The organism is Niabella soli DSM 19437, from assembly GCF_000243115.2.
GTDB classification, from domain to species: domain Bacteria; phylum Bacteroidota; class Bacteroidia; order Chitinophagales; family Chitinophagaceae; genus Niabella; species Niabella soli.
The window spans coordinates 3,313,760-3,330,477 of record NZ_CP007035.1; the positions used below are offsets into that span (position 1 = coordinate 3,313,760).

General features: G+C 43.8%; 14 protein-coding genes. 6 read left to right on the forward strand and 8 right to left on the reverse strand.

Annotation, left to right across the window (positions count from 1 at the left end):
• The first annotated feature begins 254 nt into the window (after nucleotides 1-254).
• Complete coding sequence (gene galE, locus NIASO_RS14075) at nucleotides 255-1,283, forward strand: UDP-glucose 4-epimerase GalE (protein ID WP_008586844.1); 1,029 nt, start codon at nucleotides 255-257, stop codon at nucleotides 1,281-1,283.
• 399 nt (nucleotides 1,284-1,682) lie between these two features.
• Here the strand turns inward: galE and NIASO_RS14080 are convergent, their stop codons facing one another.
• From NIASO_RS14080 to NIASO_RS14110, 6 genes are all read right to left on the reverse strand, one after another.
• Nucleotides 1,683-2,774, reverse strand: coding sequence for a mandelate racemase/muconate lactonizing enzyme family protein (locus tag NIASO_RS14080; RefSeq protein ID WP_008586846.1), 1,092 nt, complete (start codon nucleotides 2,772-2,774; stop codon nucleotides 1,683-1,685).
• A 31-nt stretch (nucleotides 2,775-2,805) separates the two neighbouring features.
• Entirely contained in the window at nucleotides 2,806-3,246 is a 441-nt protein-coding gene (locus NIASO_RS14085) for a hypothetical protein (protein ID WP_008586848.1), read from the reverse strand.
• 139 nt (nucleotides 3,247-3,385) lie between these two features.
• Complete coding sequence (locus NIASO_RS14090; protein ID WP_052356540.1) at nucleotides 3,386-4,042, reverse strand: response regulator; 657 nt, start codon at nucleotides 4,040-4,042, stop codon at nucleotides 3,386-3,388.
• A gap of 14 nt (nucleotides 4,043-4,056) precedes the next feature.
• A complete protein-coding gene (locus NIASO_RS14095; protein ID WP_008586854.1) occupies nucleotides 4,057-7,002 on the reverse strand; it encodes a ligand-binding sensor domain-containing protein in 2,946 nt (981 codons plus the stop codon).
• A gap of 383 nt (nucleotides 7,003-7,385) precedes the next feature.
• Nucleotides 7,386-8,003 carry an ORF6N domain-containing protein gene (locus NIASO_RS14100; protein WP_008586856.1) on the reverse strand — a complete coding sequence of 206 codons (618 nt, stop codon included), beginning with the start codon at nucleotides 8,001-8,003 and terminating at the stop codon, nucleotides 7,386-7,388.
• Between the two features lie 275 nt (nucleotides 8,004-8,278).
• Complete coding sequence (locus tag NIASO_RS14110; protein WP_008586858.1) at nucleotides 8,279-9,250, reverse strand: 2-hydroxyacid dehydrogenase; 972 nt, start codon at nucleotides 9,248-9,250, stop codon at nucleotides 8,279-8,281.
• Between the two features lie 213 nt (nucleotides 9,251-9,463).
• Between NIASO_RS14110 and NIASO_RS14115 the strand changes: the two genes are divergently transcribed.
• Nucleotides 9,464-9,796, forward strand: a complete 333-nt coding sequence (locus NIASO_RS14115) for a PadR family transcriptional regulator (protein ID WP_008586860.1) — start codon at nucleotides 9,464-9,466, stop codon at nucleotides 9,794-9,796.
• A 16-nt stretch (nucleotides 9,797-9,812) separates the two neighbouring features.
• A complete protein-coding gene (locus NIASO_RS14120; protein ID WP_008586862.1) occupies nucleotides 9,813-11,987 on the forward strand; it encodes a PspC domain-containing protein in 2,175 nt (724 codons plus the stop codon).
• Nucleotides 11,988-12,000: 13 nt separating this feature from the next.
• On the opposite strand, the gene NIASO_RS14125 is transcribed toward NIASO_RS14120, so the two are convergent.
• Nucleotides 12,001-12,429, reverse strand: a complete 429-nt coding sequence (locus NIASO_RS14125; RefSeq protein ID WP_008586864.1) for a hypothetical protein — start codon at nucleotides 12,427-12,429, stop codon at nucleotides 12,001-12,003.
• On the reverse strand, nucleotides 12,426-12,962 hold the full coding sequence (locus NIASO_RS14130; RefSeq protein WP_008586866.1) for an RNA polymerase sigma factor: 537 nt from the start codon (nucleotides 12,960-12,962) through the stop codon (nucleotides 12,426-12,428). The genes NIASO_RS14125 and NIASO_RS14130 overlap by 4 nt, the downstream gene beginning before the upstream one ends.
• 179 nt (nucleotides 12,963-13,141) lie before the next feature.
• Between NIASO_RS14130 and NIASO_RS14135 the strand changes: the two genes are divergently transcribed.
• The 3 genes from NIASO_RS14135 (at nucleotide 13,142) to NIASO_RS14145 (ending at nucleotide 16,657) form a co-directional block, all read left to right on the forward strand.
• Nucleotides 13,142-13,477, forward strand: a complete 336-nt coding sequence (locus tag NIASO_RS14135) for a hypothetical protein (RefSeq protein WP_008586867.1) — start codon at nucleotides 13,142-13,144, stop codon at nucleotides 13,475-13,477.
• 251 nt (nucleotides 13,478-13,728) lie between these two features.
• Entirely contained in the window at nucleotides 13,729-16,158 is a 2,430-nt protein-coding gene (locus NIASO_RS14140; protein ID WP_052356542.1) for an outer membrane beta-barrel protein, read from the forward strand.
• 10 nt (nucleotides 16,159-16,168) lie between these two features.
• The gene (locus tag NIASO_RS14145) at nucleotides 16,169-16,657 is read left to right on the forward strand and encodes a nuclear transport factor 2 family protein (RefSeq protein ID WP_008586872.1); all 489 of its coding nucleotides are present in this window, start codon (nucleotides 16,169-16,171) and stop codon (nucleotides 16,655-16,657) included.
• Nucleotides 16,658-16,718: the final 61 nt, after the last annotated feature.

The window sequence follows — 16,718 nt, forward strand, 5'->3', positions numbered from 1 at the left end:
AACTACATTTTTAAAAAAAGTAGCTGTCTCAAAAGGGCAGCCATTTTTTTGTTTACGCACCTGCTATAAATAAAAAAGAGCCCGAAGCAAATTAATGCCGGGAAGGCGGAAATACGGGAAGATATTGTTTTTTAAAATAATTTTGATGCCGGTTTATTATTCCCGCCTCACCGGCTTCCCGGCCAGTTATCACTTTTGAAACAATCCTTTTTTGTAGCGTTTTTTTCCGCAACTTTGTTCCACAATATTTTAATATGAGTAAGATTTTAGTAACCGGGGGTAGTGGGTATATAGGATCACATACCATTGTTGATTTAATTGAAAACGGATACGATGTAATATCTGTTGATAATAACAGCCGTTCCCAGCCTTTTATTTTAGACCGGGTCGAAAACATCACGGGTAAAAAGATAAAAAATTACAAAGTGGATCTTTGCGATTTTGATGATACCCATGCTATTTTTATGGAAAACCCGGACATTACCGGGATCATTCATTTTGCCGCTTACAAAGCGGTGGGCGAATCAGTAGAAATGCCCTTGGTATACTACGAGAATAATCTGAACTCTTTACTAAATGTTTTAAAGTGCGCCCGCGATTTTAGTACGCCGTATTTTGTTTTCTCGTCCTCTTGCACGGTTTACGGCAACCCCGATAAAATTCCGGTAGTGGAGACAACTCCTACCAAACCGGCAGAATCTCCTTATGGCGCCACTAAACAAATGGGTGAGCAGATCCTGACCGATTTTGCAAAAGTGTTTGACACCAATGTGATCGCATTGCGTTATTTTAACCCGGTAGGTGCGCACCCCTCTATCGAAATTGGGGAAGTGCCCATTGGCCGCCCGCAAAACCTGGTGCCGGCCATTACGCAAACCGCTATTGGCAAATTACCCAAAATGACGGTTTTTGGCGACGATTATGATACCCGCGACGGCTCCTGTGTACGGGATTTTATTCACGTAAGTGATATTGCCCATGCGCATACCCTGGCCATCAAATACCTGGAAGAGGTAAAGAATAAGTCCAATTACGAGATCTTCAACCTGGGCACCGGCAATGGCGTTACCGTTTTAGAGGCGATACGATCATTTGAAAAAGTAAGCGGGGTAAAACTGAATTATGAAATCGGCCCGCGCCGCCCGGGGGATGTTATTGCCATTTACGCCAATAATGACCATGCGGTTAATACACTTGGATGGGAAATCAAATATGGCCTGGACGCTATGATGGAGACGGCCTGGAAATGGGAGCAGCAACTGTCAAAGGAAAAACAGGCGTAATTGTTAGGGCACAAAATTTTTGTTCAACTGAGCGAGGCTACAAGCCTCGCTCTTTTATTACCCGAAAAAAAGCAATTTATCGATTGGCATTGTCAGATTTTTTCAATGGTTTTAGCAGCGAAAAAGCCACAAAAGCTCTGAAACACTGAAAGAATATGTGAGACCACAAATTAAAGTAATGAAAACCAATCATTATTTTTCCCCGTCATTTCGAGCCCGACGCCAGGAGGGGAGAAATCCCGTCCTTTAATGATAAGATTTACCTTCGGTGATAAAAGTTCCCTTCATCCGCCTTTGGCGAATTCATTGAAATGACGCCCCCTTAATGTGTCATTGCTTCAATGATTTGGCGCCGTAAATCCTAATTCAGGGTGACAGTTTTTTTAATATCCAATTGGATTATTTTAAGAAATGTGCCTTTGGCACCGCTCCAATTCCAGGTTCGTCCGGCACTTCAATAACCCCATTCGCCTTATAAACGATGCCTCCTTCAACCGGATCTTCGCTAAACATTAGCGCGGTATCAAAGTCAAAATATACGATATTCGGACTGCACAAGGCCAGGTGTGCAAAGGCCGTCATGGCCAGCCGCGATTCCAGGAAGGCCCCGATCTGTATTTCCATACCGGCGTCTTCGGCCATACGGATCATCTGCAACGCATTGTAAATACCACCGCTTTTGCCCAACTTGATGTTGATGCGATCGCAGGCCTTCAGCCCGATCAATCGTTTTACATCATGCTGATCACAACAGCTTTCGTCTGCCATCAACCTAACAGGGCTTTCTGCTTTAATTTCAGGTAGCTCCATAAAGTTCCACCGGGCGATGGGCTCTTCGCAATGTTGTATCTTAAACGGTGCCAGCGCTTTCAATGTTGCAATGGCTTCTTCTGTATCCCAGCCCTGGTTGGCATCCACCCGCAACGGAATATCATACCCCACCGCTTCACGTATGGCCTGTATGCGTTTTACATCTTCCGCACCGCCTTTGCCAATTTTCACTTTAATAACAGGAAATCCCTGCCCTTTTATTTTTGCCGCATCCGCCGCCATTTTGGACGGCGCTCCCACACTTACAGTATAATCGGTCACTATTTGTTTGTTCTTATTCCCTCCTAAAAAAGCGTATAAAGGCAGTCCTGCGTGTTTTGCGGCGATATCATACAAGGCCATATCAAAAGCGCTTTTAATACTTTTGTTGCCATAGATAACCCCATCCATATCTGCAATACGGCCCGGTATATCCAGCGGATCTTTCCCCCTCAATACCTGCTCAAAATAGCGGCTCACAACAAGTCCTGTATCTGCCGATTCGCCGTTGATAGTCATAAACGGGCTGCATTCGCCCCAACCGGTAATGCCGGCATTAGTTTCGATCTTTACCAGCACGCTTTCCGCGTTATAAAGCGGTCCCAGGGAAATAATGAACGGCTCCTTTAGGGGAATAAATAATTTATAACAAGTAATGTTTGTGATCGTCAATTGTTGCATCTGCTAAAAATACAACAGTTAGTGGAAAGCCTCACATCCCGCAGTTATATTGTTTGGAAGAAAGTACAACGCCGTTTATATCAGTAAGCACTACGAATAAATGCTTTTTATCGCGTAAGGAGAACGTGTAGATAAAAGCGTCCTTCCTCGATAATTCTGTAACGCCGTATATCTCGCAGCCTTTGTATTCCTTCTTTATTTGTTGCATGATAAAAACCGGGAGGTTTTGTTCTTTATAATACCTGATGGTTTGAACGAGGTTACCTCCATTATCAAAACGCGCCCGCATTAATATATTATCTTCCTGAAAAGAAACGTCGCTAAAATCCTTACCTGCTGACCATACTACATTATGTGCATTTTTGAACAGCGCGTTAAAAGATTTTAAAGACAAGTCGTTAACCAAAGGGTTGCCCGCAGCGGCGCAATACCCAACGCTGCTGAGCAGTAGCAGCAGTAGAATCCGTTTCATGATGCTTGTTTTTTTATTGTGTATACAAATTCACAAAGCTCATTCCTCATTATAAAGGTATCGCGCAGGGGAAAAAAAGTCAATCCCCCCATAAGCGTGATTTTGTACGATCCTCTATGAAGGACAGGGAAAGACAACCTCAGATATACCGGTCTTTCCGGGCCACTTTTATGGCCTCATCACGGGAGTTGACATTTAATTTGTGATAGATATTTTTGATGTGCGATTTTACTGTTTCCAGATCAATAAATAATTCGGTTGCAATTTTTGAACGGCTTTTTCCATCTGCAACACATTCAAGGATTTCCGTTTCCCTTTTGGTTAAAGGGGTATTTATATTTTTTTGAAAATGCCTCATTACCAGCATGGCTATATTGGCGCTCATAACACCCCCGCCTTTTACCACCTCTTTAATATGCTCTTTTATTTTATTAAAAGAAGTGTTTTTAGTAAGATATCCTGAAGCGCCGTTTTTTAATGCCGTAAAAACCAGTTCCGCTGATTCATATACGGTAAGCATAATAATTTGTGTTTGTGGCAGTCTTTTTTTGATTTCGGGTAACGCATCCACGCCTTTGATCCCCGGCAGTTGAATATCGAGTAAAATAACATCCGGCCGGTTTGCCTCCAGGCCGCTTAGCGCTTCTTCAACCGATCCATAGTCTCCGGACGTAAAAAAAAATTCGTCGGCTTCTAAAAGCCTCACGTATCCCTTCCGGATGATTTCATCATCTTCTATGATACATACATTAATGATCTGCGGGGCTCCGGTACTATATGGGTTATCGGTATTCATTGTAATTGCTATTATTAATTTGGCAGTATATTAAAAATTAAAGAACAGGAGGTCCCCTGGTGCTTTACGGAAGTAATGGTAATATGCCCGCCGATTTTATCGGCCCTGCGTTTGATATTGCTTAGCCCGTTACCGGTAAGCAACTCTTTGTCAAACCCCACACCATCGTCTGTAAAATAAACGCCCACAGCGCCCGGGCTTTCTTTGCGGCAGACTATAACTACTTTTGTTGCCTGCGCATGCCGCATGCTGTTACTCAGCAGCTCCTTAAAGATCATGATGATATTGCGGTTGTGGCCGGGGGGGATTTTTATTCCCGGCTCCATACCGGCAAGACCTGTAAACTCAAACTGAACCTCCGTATCGCTAAATAGTTCCACGCCGGTTTGCCGGATCGTAGTCAGTACATCATTCAGGTTATCGCTTTCCCTGGACAAAGACCAGATAATTTCTTTTGTACCGGTATAAAGTCCCAGGGCATTTAATTTTATCTGGCTGATGATTTTATTTTTGTCTTCATCTTGTGGATCTGTTTTATGTTGCAGTACATCCGCCAGCAAGGATATCCTGGTTAATTTATTCCCCAGCTCATCATGAAAATCCGCAGCCGTTTGCTCTCTTATTTTTTGTTGCTCCTGTTCTTTAATTTTACGGATCTCTTTATGCCTCTTACGTTTCTCATTTGCATATAGCAACTGGATGCCTCCGCCAACCAATATTAACGCTACCACTATCAGCCCTTTGAACCAGGTGGTTTTATAATAGGGCGTAATAATGGTAAAGGGATACGCAACCGTATTTGCAGAGGCTATGCCCTCCCTGGTAAAAGCTTTCACTTTAAAAATATACTGACCTGGCGGAAGGTTTTTATAGTTTAATGTTGTTTCGGAGCGAAACGATGAAAAGCCGGCGTCAAAACCATCCAACCGATAGGAATATAAAAATGCGGACGGATCGCGCAGGCAAATCCCCTTAAAACTGAAGGAAATGCTGTTATTGTCAAATGCGATTTCCGGGTTCAACGGCAAATGCTCCCATGCCGAAAAAGTACCCGAACCAGCCGCTTTGAAGCCCGGATAATCCACGCCCTCAAGAACCACAACCGGCCTCCTTATATTATCCTTTTTTTCAGGTAACGGATTGTATATAAAAGCTCCTTTTGTAGTACCGATCCAAACATTCTGTTCCCCATCTTCAAGTATCGCATTCAGATTTGTTTCTGAGGGCTCATAGCCATCGCTAATATTGAATTGCTTTACATCGAAGCTTTTTAAATTATCATTCAACCGCACCCATTGCATTCCGGAACTGGTTCCCACCCACAGCTTCCCGCCGGAATCCTTCATTAGTGTAAAAACGTTATTATCCTTCAACCCGTTATCCCGGCTACAGGGCAACACTTTGTTTGCAACCGGATCCCAAAAAAAGAGACCATCTCCGAAACTGCCGATCACAATGTAGTTACCGGTACGCTCAAAACAGGAAATCGTTATATCGTCATCTATACCCTGGATATACAATTTTTTAAAATCATGTTTCCGCCGGGAATAACGATACATTCCGTTATCTCCCGCCAATAGTATTGCATCATCATCTAGTTCAATAGAATTAACAAGCCCCGTGGTGCCTTCAAATTTTGTAGCGGTTACCCCATCGATCCAATAGCCCCCCATTGTTGTATGCACCAGTACCCGGTTGCCATAAGGCTTGATGGTATAAATTCCCGGACGGTATTTTTTTTCGAGCGGTATCTCTGCCACCCGCCCTGCGTTTATCTGTAACAGCCGGTTATCCGTTGTTCCGATATAGATCGTTCCCCGGCCGTCAGAGCCCATACAATTAATTCCGTAGCTGCTATGCCGCGCGTAATCGATACGGTGAAATGTTTTTGTTTGGCGATCGTATTGCTGCAATCCGCCTTCTCTTGTGCCCAGCAGGATGCTCCCCTCTTTTGTTTTTGAAAACCCCATTACAATATTGCCTGCCAGCCCTGTATTTTTATCATACTTCACAAACGGGCCTTCGCAGTATTTAAACAACCCGTCGCCATCAGAACCTATCCAGAAATTGTTATCAGCATCCTTATAAATAGTATGAATCATATTATCCGACAGGCCGTTGCGCGCATTGATCTCTTTTTTAAATGAAAGGTCGCCCCCATCCAGAACAATAATACCTTTTGACGATGCCACCCAAAGATTATTACCATCATCAACACAGGCATTCAGAAAAAAACCTGAGGTTTCCTTTCTTTGAATAAGTACTCCATCCTTAATTTTTAAAAGTGCCCGTTGGTTGGTTATGGCGTAAAAAGCGTCTTTTCCCTCTGTTAACTGCCGGATAAATTCATGCCTCCGGAGACCCGCCATATCCGGCTCTTTCGTCCACTGTTCATTCAGCAAAGTGTAAAAACCGGCTCCATTTATATACACCCACAAGCGGTTCTTACTGTCGCAGTATACACAGGTAGGGGTTTTGTTTTTTTCAGGAGTATTGAGCCGGATAACCTTATCCCCCTTTACAATAAATATTCCCTGCCAGGCACTATATGCATAAATATTTCCCGACGCATCTTCCGCAATGGCATCAAAACTTACAAACGGGTTCTCTTCCGGCGTTTGCAGGTTTTGGAACCGGTATCCATCATATTTAGAAAGTCCTTTTGTTGTCCCGATCCATATGTCTCCCTTGCGTGAGCTATACAGCGCCGTGATGCTATTCGAATTAATGCCGTCCTTTTTTGAAAAGCTTGTAAAATGCACTCCATCAAAACGGTTCAGACCCGCCGCCGTTCCTATCCATAAATAGTTCCGGATGTCCTGTGCAATGCTGGTTACCTGGGATTGGCTCAGCCCATTATTAACATTGAAGTTCTCAAGTGGCAACTGTTGTGCCTGCGCCGTTTGCAACGCAAAGCAAATCAGGACAATCCGGCTAATCCTTGCAGACAGTTGTATCATTTTTATACGTTCTCTATAAAATTAAAATACAAAAACGACTCTGTAATTTATTTTTACGTATGCCAATAAAAACGGGCAGGCAGTAAAAACCACCTGCGTTGCAGACAAAAAAATCTACATGAGAAAAATTATTTTTTGTGGCGATTGTTTCTTCAACATTTGAATAAACGCAGCCAGTTACACCACAAAGTTACCGTTGCTGCAGGAAATAAGCATCCCCCATAAAGGGGGATTTATAGCTGTCGGCCGTCATTGAAAAACAATGATGGATCAATAATTATACTGGTTACTGTATCATCACAGGTTCCGGGAACGGGCCTTTCCGTTTTGTGGCAGGCAAAAAGCAACAAGGCCCTACGGCAAGGATTGTTGTTCTCATAAAATTAAATGGTTTTAAAAGGAGAAACGGAAAAAGGGGAGGGACGCAACAAGAAGAGTATACACTCAGGACTCAGCGGCATCTGTTTTAAAGCCGATCGGGTTGCGGGCCGGGGCCTTAACTTTTCTTCCATTATTTCTTTGATTAACTCAAAAATAGTTTCGATTTCGCCGTCGTGCATTTTTACATCATGTCCAATATTGATAATCTTTTTATCCAGTTGCTCTAATTTTAGTAATATATCCTGATTGGCAAGCAGTGCTTCACGCAGCCGGACAAAAATATCAACGATTTTTATGCTTACCTCTATGGCCTTGCTGCTTTTTAAAACATTCGCCAGCATCAATACCCCATGTTCGGTAAACGCATTGGGCATCGACCCGCCCAATACTTGCTTAGATGGTATCGCATTTTGCGACACCATTAAATCCGCCTCGGCATCAGTAAGTTTAAACATAAAATTTTCGGGAAAACGAGCAGCATTGCGTTTTACCTGTTCATTCAATCTTCTTGTTTCCACGCCATACATTGCAGCCAGATCTCTGTCCAGCATTACTTTTTGTCCTCTTAGCGTATAAATCTTATTAATTACACTTTCGTCATTGATTATCAGTGCTTTCATAGTATAAAGGTTTGCTTTGTTAAAGAAACTCCTGTTTTTCAAACGGTTCTATGTCAGGCAATCGCTCCCGCTAATTTAACTTATTTATTTCCTGAAAACAAAAACGACCAACCCCCTCCATAAGACCGTCGCGGCCCCAAAATCATCATTTAGTGCCTGTATATGCATCCCGGGACGGAATCCTGCCGCCATTATGACCGGAACCCCGAACTGAGCGTAGCAACCCAGATGCCACCTATGCTGCAGCCGGTTCAAAAAATATCCGGCATCCAACCCTATTTTTTATACACTTCCGGGTTTACGATCGTGGGCAGCGGCGCGCCGGTTAAGCCGGCGATCACGTTGCGGGCAGACAAGAGGGCCATTTGATCACGCGTTTCCTCGGTGGCAGAACCAATATGCGGTAATACACACACATTAGGCATCCTTAATAATGGGTTCTCCGGCGCCATGGGTTCAGGGTTGGTTACGTCCAGGCCGGCCCCCCAGATCGTTTTCTGATCCAGCGCTTCTTTCAGATCGGCCTCATCATGCAAACCGCCCCGCCCGGTATTTATGAAAATGGCGCGGGGTTTCATTTTTGAAAAAGCGTTTTTGTTGAATATATTTTTTGTCTGGGGCGAGAGATTGGCATGCGCCGAAAGTACATCACTGTTGGCCAGCAGCTCTTCAAAAGAAACATAGCCGGCTCCTAATTCTTTCTCTGCCGTTTCATTCCGGTTCCGGTTGTGATAGATGATCTTCATATCAAAAGCCGCCTTACACTTTTTGGCCATTTCAAAGCCAATGCTGCCCAAACCGAAAACACCTAATGTTTTGCCATACAATTCTATACCTAAATCGGCAATTGGTTCAAATTCCTGCCATTTCCCGTCTAATATTTTATGATAATTATAAAATGCTTTGCGCGATACCGCCAGCATCAGCAGGAAGGCGGTATCTGCTGTGGCACGACTCAAAACACCCGGCGTATTGCCCACCGGGATGCCCAGGCGGGTTGCGGCGGCAATGTCTACATTATCATACCCAACTGAAAAAAGAGAAACCACTTTCAGGTGCTTGCAGGCCTCCAGGAAATGGGCGTTTGCCTTTACAAAGCCGGCGCTTAGCAGGGCATCATACTGCTGCAATTCGGTAATTAACACCTCCTGAGCGAGCGTTTTGGCAGAAATGGTTACCGCAATACCGGCATCTTTCATTAACTGGATACCTGTTTCGGGGATGGGCCGTGTTACGAATACTTTCATGATTTATGATTGTGAATAGTTCATAGCTCATGGTTCATAGCACCGCATCAACCATGAACTATACGCCATGAACTATGAACGAGCCTCGGCGAAGCTACCGCTATTCGCCGACATTTTTCTTCGCTTCACCGAGAAACAAACGCCAAACAAGGTACTATGTATTGCCCAATACTATAGCTATCGGGTATCTTTGACCTACAATCGACCGAAATAATGAATATTGATAATACACAAAGCCAGATGCGGAAAGGGATTTTAGAGTTCTGCATTCTTTCCGTGATCAAAAGAGGGGAGGCTTACCCCAGCGATATCCTGGAGGAAATGCGCGCCGCGGGTTTACAGATCCTGGAGGGTACACTTTATCCCCTGCTTACCCGGCTGAAAAATGCGGAAATGCTTACGTATCGCTGGGAAGAAAGCAGCAGCGGGCCACCCCGGAAATATTTTTCCCTTACCGAAAAAGGAGAGCAGTTCTATAAAGAACTGGAGCAAACCTGGAACGAACTTTCTGTAGCCGTAAATACCCTAAGCAATAAAACCCTGTAACAACAAAACATAAGAAATGAAACAGATCATAAACATACAATTGGGAGGACGCAGCATTGCTATTGAAGATACCGCAGCGGCAAAAGTAAAGCAGTACCTGGACAGCCTGCGCGCGCATTTTGCCAAAGAGCAGGGAAAGGATGAGATCATTGCCGATATTGAAAGCCGTTTTTCGGAGCTGATGTTTGAAAAACTGCGCAAAGGCGCGCCGCATATCACCGAAGCCGATACAGATGAAATGATCACCATGATGGGCCGCCCCGAAGACCTGGAAGAAGGCGCCGCAACAGCCGGGAAAAATCAGGAGCCGGATAACAGCTATGCCAATAGCTCCTACGGCAGCCGGAAACTGTACCGTGATGAAAATAACAAAAAACTTGGCGGGGTTTGCAGTGGTATTGCGCACTGGCTCAATATTGATCCCTCCATTGTACGGGTGCTGTTTGCCATCATTGCCCTGGGCGGTTTTGGTACCGGGGTATTTATTTATATCCTGTTGTGGATCTTCCTTCCCTCCCGGAACCTGGAAGGCTATAAAGGCAAACGCCTGTTCCGCAACCCCGATGAAAAACAATTGGGCGGGGTTTGCAGCGGTATTGCGGCTTACTTTGGCAAGGAAACCCGCATCATCCGTCTGATCTTTGCCGCTCCGCTGATCCTGAGCATCCTGAACGGTATTTTAAGACATGGCGATTCCTGGTTCTTCCCCAATTTTATGTTTGGCTCCCTCACCGGAACCTTTATTGCCACCTACATTATTTTATGGATCGTGCTGCCGGAGGCGATCAGCCCTTACGAAAAAATGGAAATGCACGGCCAGCCGGTGGATCTGAACAGTATCCGCAATAACGTTCAAAACTCCATGGGCGATGTAAAAGAGCGTGTAAAGGACTGGAGCAAAGAAGTAGCCGATTCCGCTTCCAAACTGGGACAATCAGGAAAAGCATATGGACAGAATTTTGGCCGTGAATTTGGAACCGCCGCCGGAAGGGGCGCCCGCGGCCTGGGCTACGGCATTGCTATGGGTATAAAAATTATTTTCCTGATCGTTTTTGGCACTATAATCTTCTCCTTGTTTGTTGCACTGCTTGCCCTGGTATTTAGCGGGTATGCCTTTGCTCCGTTTAATAATTTCCTTTGGACCAGCGACAATCAGCAGTTCCTTGCCTGGGGCACGCTGCTGCTTTTTATAGGCGCTCCCATCGTTGGCGGAGTAGTATGGCTGGTACGCACGATTTTAAATGTAACCACCCCCGGCAAGTACCTCAACTACCTGTTTGGCGGCTTGTGGGCCTGCGGCTGGGTGTTTTTGGTTTTGACGGTTTCAAGCATTTCGAAGGATTTTAAACGTTCCCAAACTGTTGAAACCCCGGCAGTCATAAGCCAACCCGGTAAGGGGAAATTGCTCATAACCGTATCTCAGCCGGAGTTGGAATATAAGGGCGATTTTAGCTGGATGCGTAACCGCGATAACCGTATTAATGGTTTTAGCATGACAAAGGACACCTTAAAAATCTCGGACATCAATCTGCAGTTTGAAAAAAGCGACGATTCTTTGTATCATGTGTCAATCAGTAAACAGGCCCTCGGCAGCACAGATGAAGAAGCGCTGGCCCGCACCAATAAAATACAATATACCGTATCCTCTCAGGACAGTGTGCTTGACCTGCCAAGCGGCTATGCTATCGACAAAAGCGCCAAATACCGCCTGCAGCACGTGACTGTTGTTATTTCAGTGCCCGTTGGCAGGAAAATACAGATCGATGAAAGTGTCTTTCAAAAACTGAATCCGATGGATATTAATATTGAGGCCGATGGCAACCGTATTCGCCGGGTGCACCGTGAGCGGTTCCGTTACGAATATGAATCAGGCATAGAATATACGATGGATGCCGACGGTGACCTGGAAAGTGATAATGGTACGGTGATCAGCCAAAAGAACAATTCAAAAAATGACAGCACCTATAAATGGACCGACGATTCAAAGAAAACAGACACCGCTTCCCATAACACCAGCGGCTACCGGTATAACAATTCAGCAAAAGATACCGTTGCTACACAAAACAATACCTATCGTTATTCTGATGAAAAAGCAAAGCCGGCGGCTACATCAAAAGACGTGATCCACAAAGAGATCCTGCAAAAGGAAAAAGAACTGGAAGAACTGAAGAAAAAAGTGGACGGGCAATAATGTCAAAAGCCGGTTAGGGCGCATGCCGCCTTTTTATGAGCGTTCCGTCCAGGTATTGAATAATGAAAAAGCAACCTAACGCAAATAACAGTGGTCCCTTTAACGCTACCAGCAATGCAATCGCCTCTGTGGCTGCCTTGTTCCCAAAAACAAGCGCAACACCATAAATTATGGCTATGGCCAATACGATTGCGGCGGGCAGCAAAAGATTCCAGATAAACCGCCGCCTATATTCATTCCTGGTTTTTATTTTCCGGATAACATTAAAGGAGAAAGAATAGGAAGGCCCGGTTGCGGTTGTTTTTTCCTTCAGCGCCTTAAACAACATATCATACGCCTGCAGCTCATTGAGCATTGATGGATCGTTGCTTTCCGGAACAGACCCGTGCATGCCGGCATCCAGCCATTCCTGTATTTTACTGTCGAGGTCTTTTTCTTTCATTTTAGGTAACTTTTAAGTTTCTCCTTTAAAATTTTACGCGCCCGGAAAAGATAGTTCTTAACAGTGCCTTCGGGCATCCCGGTTATCTGCCGGATTTCTTCGTAGGACATTTCATTAAAATGATACAAGGTTACCACACTTCTATAGGCAACCGGCATTCCTTCAATCAACTTATGCACGTACCCGAGAATATCTTTCTGCTCTGATAATCTTTCCGGAGTTTCGGTTGTAAAATAAACCTCCTCTGTTATTTCAGAACGCCCCTGTTTTTTATGATCCCGTATATAGTTCAATGCTGTGTGGTAGGCTATACGGGCGACCCATGTTGATAATTTAGATTGAAAAGAAAACTTTTCCAGATTATTGTATACTTTAATAAACACTTCCTGTGCAATATCCTCAGTGTCCGTTTTATTATCCACCAGCCTGTTCACTATATAAAAAACAAGCTGTTCATATTCTTTTACCAGCAGTTCAAATGCCCGCAAATCGCCCTTAAGCGCCAATGAAACCATGTTTCTTTCATTAAACATATCAACTGCTGTAATTACTGAACAAAAGTAAAAGCCTATAATACGGGCACATTTATCCCGGCCGGAACAAGACACAGCAATCGTCTGAAATGTTGCAAAAAAAATTTCTTTTATTTCCGCAACATTCAGCACTTCTTTTGTGACTATTGATTATCCGGGTTTAAATAAAAAATAAAATTATGAAAGATATTCTCGCGTTTTTTATGATCGTTGCCGTTGTTGCCATCCTTGCGGGTGTTGGTATTGAATTTATGAACTATTTATTAAAAAGACGTCTTATAAGATCCGGGCAACTGGATGAAAACTATCTGCGCTTGTTGACCCGGAAAAACAATCTTTTATCTTCATTAAAATGGGGCATCTTACTATTCTTTGGAGGTACCGGTCTTATTATTATTGGCACGCTTGCTTTTGACTGGGAACAGTCACCCATTCCCTGGGGCATAGAAACCGTTTTTATTTCAGCCGGATTTTTGATTTATTATTTTATAGTATCTCACAAGCAGAAGGACTGATGTTGTTTGGTTGCTATTGACCTGCAGCCTTATTTTCCCCGCACTCCTGCGTTTAGCGCTAAAAAGAAAAGTAATACTTTGTTGTTGCCGGGGAATTGTATTGCCCGGACAGTAGCCAGGTCTTTACTTATAATACTCCTCAATTTTTCAACCTGCAAAAGTATTCCCTGGCCCGTAAATAAAGGTCGTTTACCGCTTTGGGATTGTCTTTAGCCGTACGAACCCATAAGTTCGTTTAAATGATCCTTGTTATGATAACAAAGAAATTTTCACTTCTTTTCATACTATACTGTTTTGGCACCACGGCTCTTTTCGCACAAACAAACGATTCTATCTTAATCAAGGGGCAGATCACTGATTCATTGCAACAACCCGTTGCCTGGGCCACCGTAACGCTTACGAAAGGAGATACTATCATTTTTACGATTCCCGCTAATGCAACCGGCGTTTTTTCATTTGCTGCAAAAGAAAAAGCGGGTACATTGCTAACCATTACGAGCACCGCTTGTTTGCCATTCTCTACAACCATTCCCTGGGCACGGGCTGAATCGGGCACCCTCAATATGGGCCGGATAATGTTGCAGCAAAAAGGAACGGCTTTGCAAAATGTAACGGTTACCGCAACGAAACCTTTAATAAAAAAAGAAATTGACAAACTGGTTTACAACACGGAGATGGATCCGGAAAGCAAGTTCAGCAGCGTACTGGATATTATGAAAAAAGTTCCTTATCTGTCGGTTGACGGCCAGGAAAACCTCACGTTAAAAGGCAACAGCAGTTACCGGATCTTAATCAATGGAAAACCCTCGGGCATTGTTGATCAGGATCCGAAGAACTTTTTAAAGACCCTGCCCGCTTCCACTATTCAAAGTATTGAAGTATATACGACGCCCCCGGCCAAATATGACGCAGAAGGATTGGGCGGGGTCATTAATATTGTTACTACCAAAAAAATAGGAGAAGGGTATAAGGGAACAGTTAACATCAGTGAAGGGTTTCCTTCCGGTGGTCCTTCCGGTGGTTTTTCTTTTACAGCCACACATAAAAAGCTGGGAGTTGAATTATACGGCGGCGGCAACTTTGCTGAAAATGCCCTGGTAACAAATACTACCAGCCGAACGACCAGTGGCGATGTGCCCACCAACCTCAATGTTACAGGAAGCAACAAGGGCCATAATAACGGCCGCTACCTGGGTACCCAATTCAGCTATGAGTCCGATTCGCTCCAATTATTCACCGCGCAGTTTAATCTAAACGGGTTCAACGGAAGAAATAACAGCTACCGCAGTTCCATATTGGATCAGGGCGAAGCAATACTGCAACAGTTTATCCTGGCAGGCAATTCCAGATTCAATAATAACGGCCTTGATGCCGGCCTCAACTACCAATTGGGATTCCGGAATGATAAATCCAGGTTGCTCACTATTTCCTACCGGTATATGCAGTACAAAACCAACAGCGCCGCCAGCAATAGTTTTCTGGAGGCGATCCATTATCCCGTTCCCGACTATAGCCAGTACAACAATACAACAACAACGGAACATACCGGCCAGGTGGATTATGTCCAGAATATAAAAAAAATAAAAATGGAAGCCGGAATAAAAGCTATTTTCCGGGACAATAGAAGTGCCTTTAACACCCTGAAATATGATTCTCTTTCCGATCAGTTTTTAAATGATCCCGCACAACGGGACGCCTTTGTGAATCATCAGGCTGTTCTTTCTGCGTACAACACCTATTCCTTTACATTAAAAAACTGGGGGTTTAAAGCCGGCGCAAGGCTGGAGGAAACCATTAATAATATTGATTTTGAGGCTACGCAAACAAAAGTGGCCCACAACTACTTTAACCTGGTTCCGTCCCTCGCCATTAATAAAAATTATACGAACGGAACCTATATCAGTTTCGGTTATAATCAACGGCTGAAACGCCCGGGTATTAATCGCCTGAACCCATTTGTAAATATGTCGGATCCTAATTTTATAAGCTACGGGAATCCCGATCTAAAACCCTCCCTGATCCATAGTTTTGACCTGGGCTACGGCAGCAATAAAAAACAAGCCATAAACATCGGCCTTAACTATGCCTTTTCCAACAACCTGGATCTGAAAACCTCCCGTTATGATTCCGCCTCAAAAATCACTTATACTACCTATGACAATTCAGGTAAAATTGCAGCCCTGATGCTCAATGCCAACTTTAATCTGGCCCTTACCAAAGCGCTGCGAACCGTTATTAACGGCAACATAGGCAATTTCTGGATCCAAAGCGCCGTTGATGAGCGGCTCGCAAAAACACAACAACTACTGTACAGCGCAACCCTCTCCAATAGTTATACCTTTAAAAATGACTGGATCGTCAGCGCCTCTTTGTACCTATATGGAAAAAACCTGGCGCCCGCACAGATACAGGGAACCGTCAATGGATATATAGCCTCCGGCTTTAGTATGAGTAAAAGCCTGCTAAAGAAAAAACTATCCTTCTCTGCATATATCAATAACCCCTTTACAAAATTCAGAAACAGTCGCACGGAAATCGTGTCATATGATTTCATTGAAATAAACAGCAACCAGCAGTATTTTAGAAAAGCGGGGTTCAGTATTAATTACCGGTTTGGAAAATTGAAAAAGGATATTCTAAAAAATAAACGGGGTATCAACAATAATGATATCTCCAATTAAAACAATAAAAATGAAAAAGATAATCATTGCCGGGTTTGCATTATTACTTTACGCTTCCGGAAAAGCCCAGGTAAGCGACACCACCTCGCTTTTCAAAACCATGAAACACCTGGATAGCCTGTTATTTGAAACAGGTTTTAATAAATGCCAGGTAAGTGTCTACGACAATATCGTTAGCGATGACCTGGAGTTTTATCATGATGTGGGCGGCATCACTTCCGGCAAAGCCGCCTTTAAAGCATCCATACAAAATAACATCTGTAATAATTCCGATCAACCCAAACGAAGGCTGGTTAAGGGTTCTATGCAAGTGTACCCGCTTTATAAGAATCAACAACTATATGGTGCGATACAGGAAGGCCGTCATGTTTTTTTTATATTATCCAATGGACAATACAAAAAATCGGGCACCGCTAAATTCACGGAACTATGGTTACTGGAAAATAACAGATGGAAATTAAAACGGGTATTGAGTTTTGATCATAAAGCGGCGCAATAAATGATGCAGGTTCAAAAATGATTGCGAGCCGGTTTTGTAGTAAATTTGATCATCTTTTTAC

Excerpts from the sequence above, each read along its gene's own strand:
- NIASO_RS14140 (WP_052356542.1), top strand. The coding sequence starts at position 13,729 with ATGATAACAAAGAAATTTTCACTTCTTTTCATACTATACTGTTTTGGC.
- NIASO_RS14085 (WP_008586848.1), bottom strand. The coding sequence starts at position 3,246 with ATGAAACGGATTCTACTGCTGCTACTGCTCAGCAGCGTTGGGTATTGC.
- NIASO_RS14110 (WP_008586858.1), bottom strand. The coding sequence starts at position 9,250 with ATGAAAGTATTCGTAACACGGCCCATCCCCGAAACAGGTATCCAGTTA.
- NIASO_RS14125 (WP_008586864.1), bottom strand. The coding sequence starts at position 12,429 with ATGAAAGAAAAAGACCTCGACAGTAAAATACAGGAATGGCTGGATGCC.
- NIASO_RS14130 (WP_008586866.1), bottom strand. The coding sequence starts at position 12,962 with ATGTTTAATGAAAGAAACATGGTTTCATTGGCGCTTAAGGGCGATTTG.
- NIASO_RS14095 (WP_008586854.1), bottom strand. The coding sequence starts at position 7,002 with ATGATACAACTGTCTGCAAGGATTAGCCGGATTGTCCTGATTTGCTTT.
- NIASO_RS14080 (WP_008586846.1), bottom strand. The coding sequence starts at position 2,774 with ATGCAACAATTGACGATCACAAACATTACTTGTTATAAATTATTTATT.
- NIASO_RS14090 (WP_052356540.1), bottom strand. The coding sequence starts at position 4,042 with ATGAATACCGATAACCCATATAGTACCGGAGCCCCGCAGATCATTAAT.
- NIASO_RS14100 (WP_008586856.1), bottom strand. The coding sequence starts at position 8,003 with ATGAAAGCACTGATAATCAATGACGAAAGTGTAATTAATAAGATTTAT.
- NIASO_RS14145 (WP_008586872.1), top strand. The coding sequence starts at position 16,169 with ATGAAAAAGATAATCATTGCCGGGTTTGCATTATTACTTTACGCTTCC.
- NIASO_RS14120 (WP_008586862.1), top strand. The coding sequence starts at position 9,813 with ATGAAACAGATCATAAACATACAATTGGGAGGACGCAGCATTGCTATT.
- NIASO_RS14135 (WP_008586867.1), top strand. The coding sequence starts at position 13,142 with ATGAAAGATATTCTCGCGTTTTTTATGATCGTTGCCGTTGTTGCCATC.
- NIASO_RS14115 (WP_008586860.1), top strand. The coding sequence starts at position 9,464 with ATGAATATTGATAATACACAAAGCCAGATGCGGAAAGGGATTTTAGAG.
- galE (WP_008586844.1), top strand. The coding sequence starts at position 255 with ATGAGTAAGATTTTAGTAACCGGGGGTAGTGGGTATATAGGATCACAT.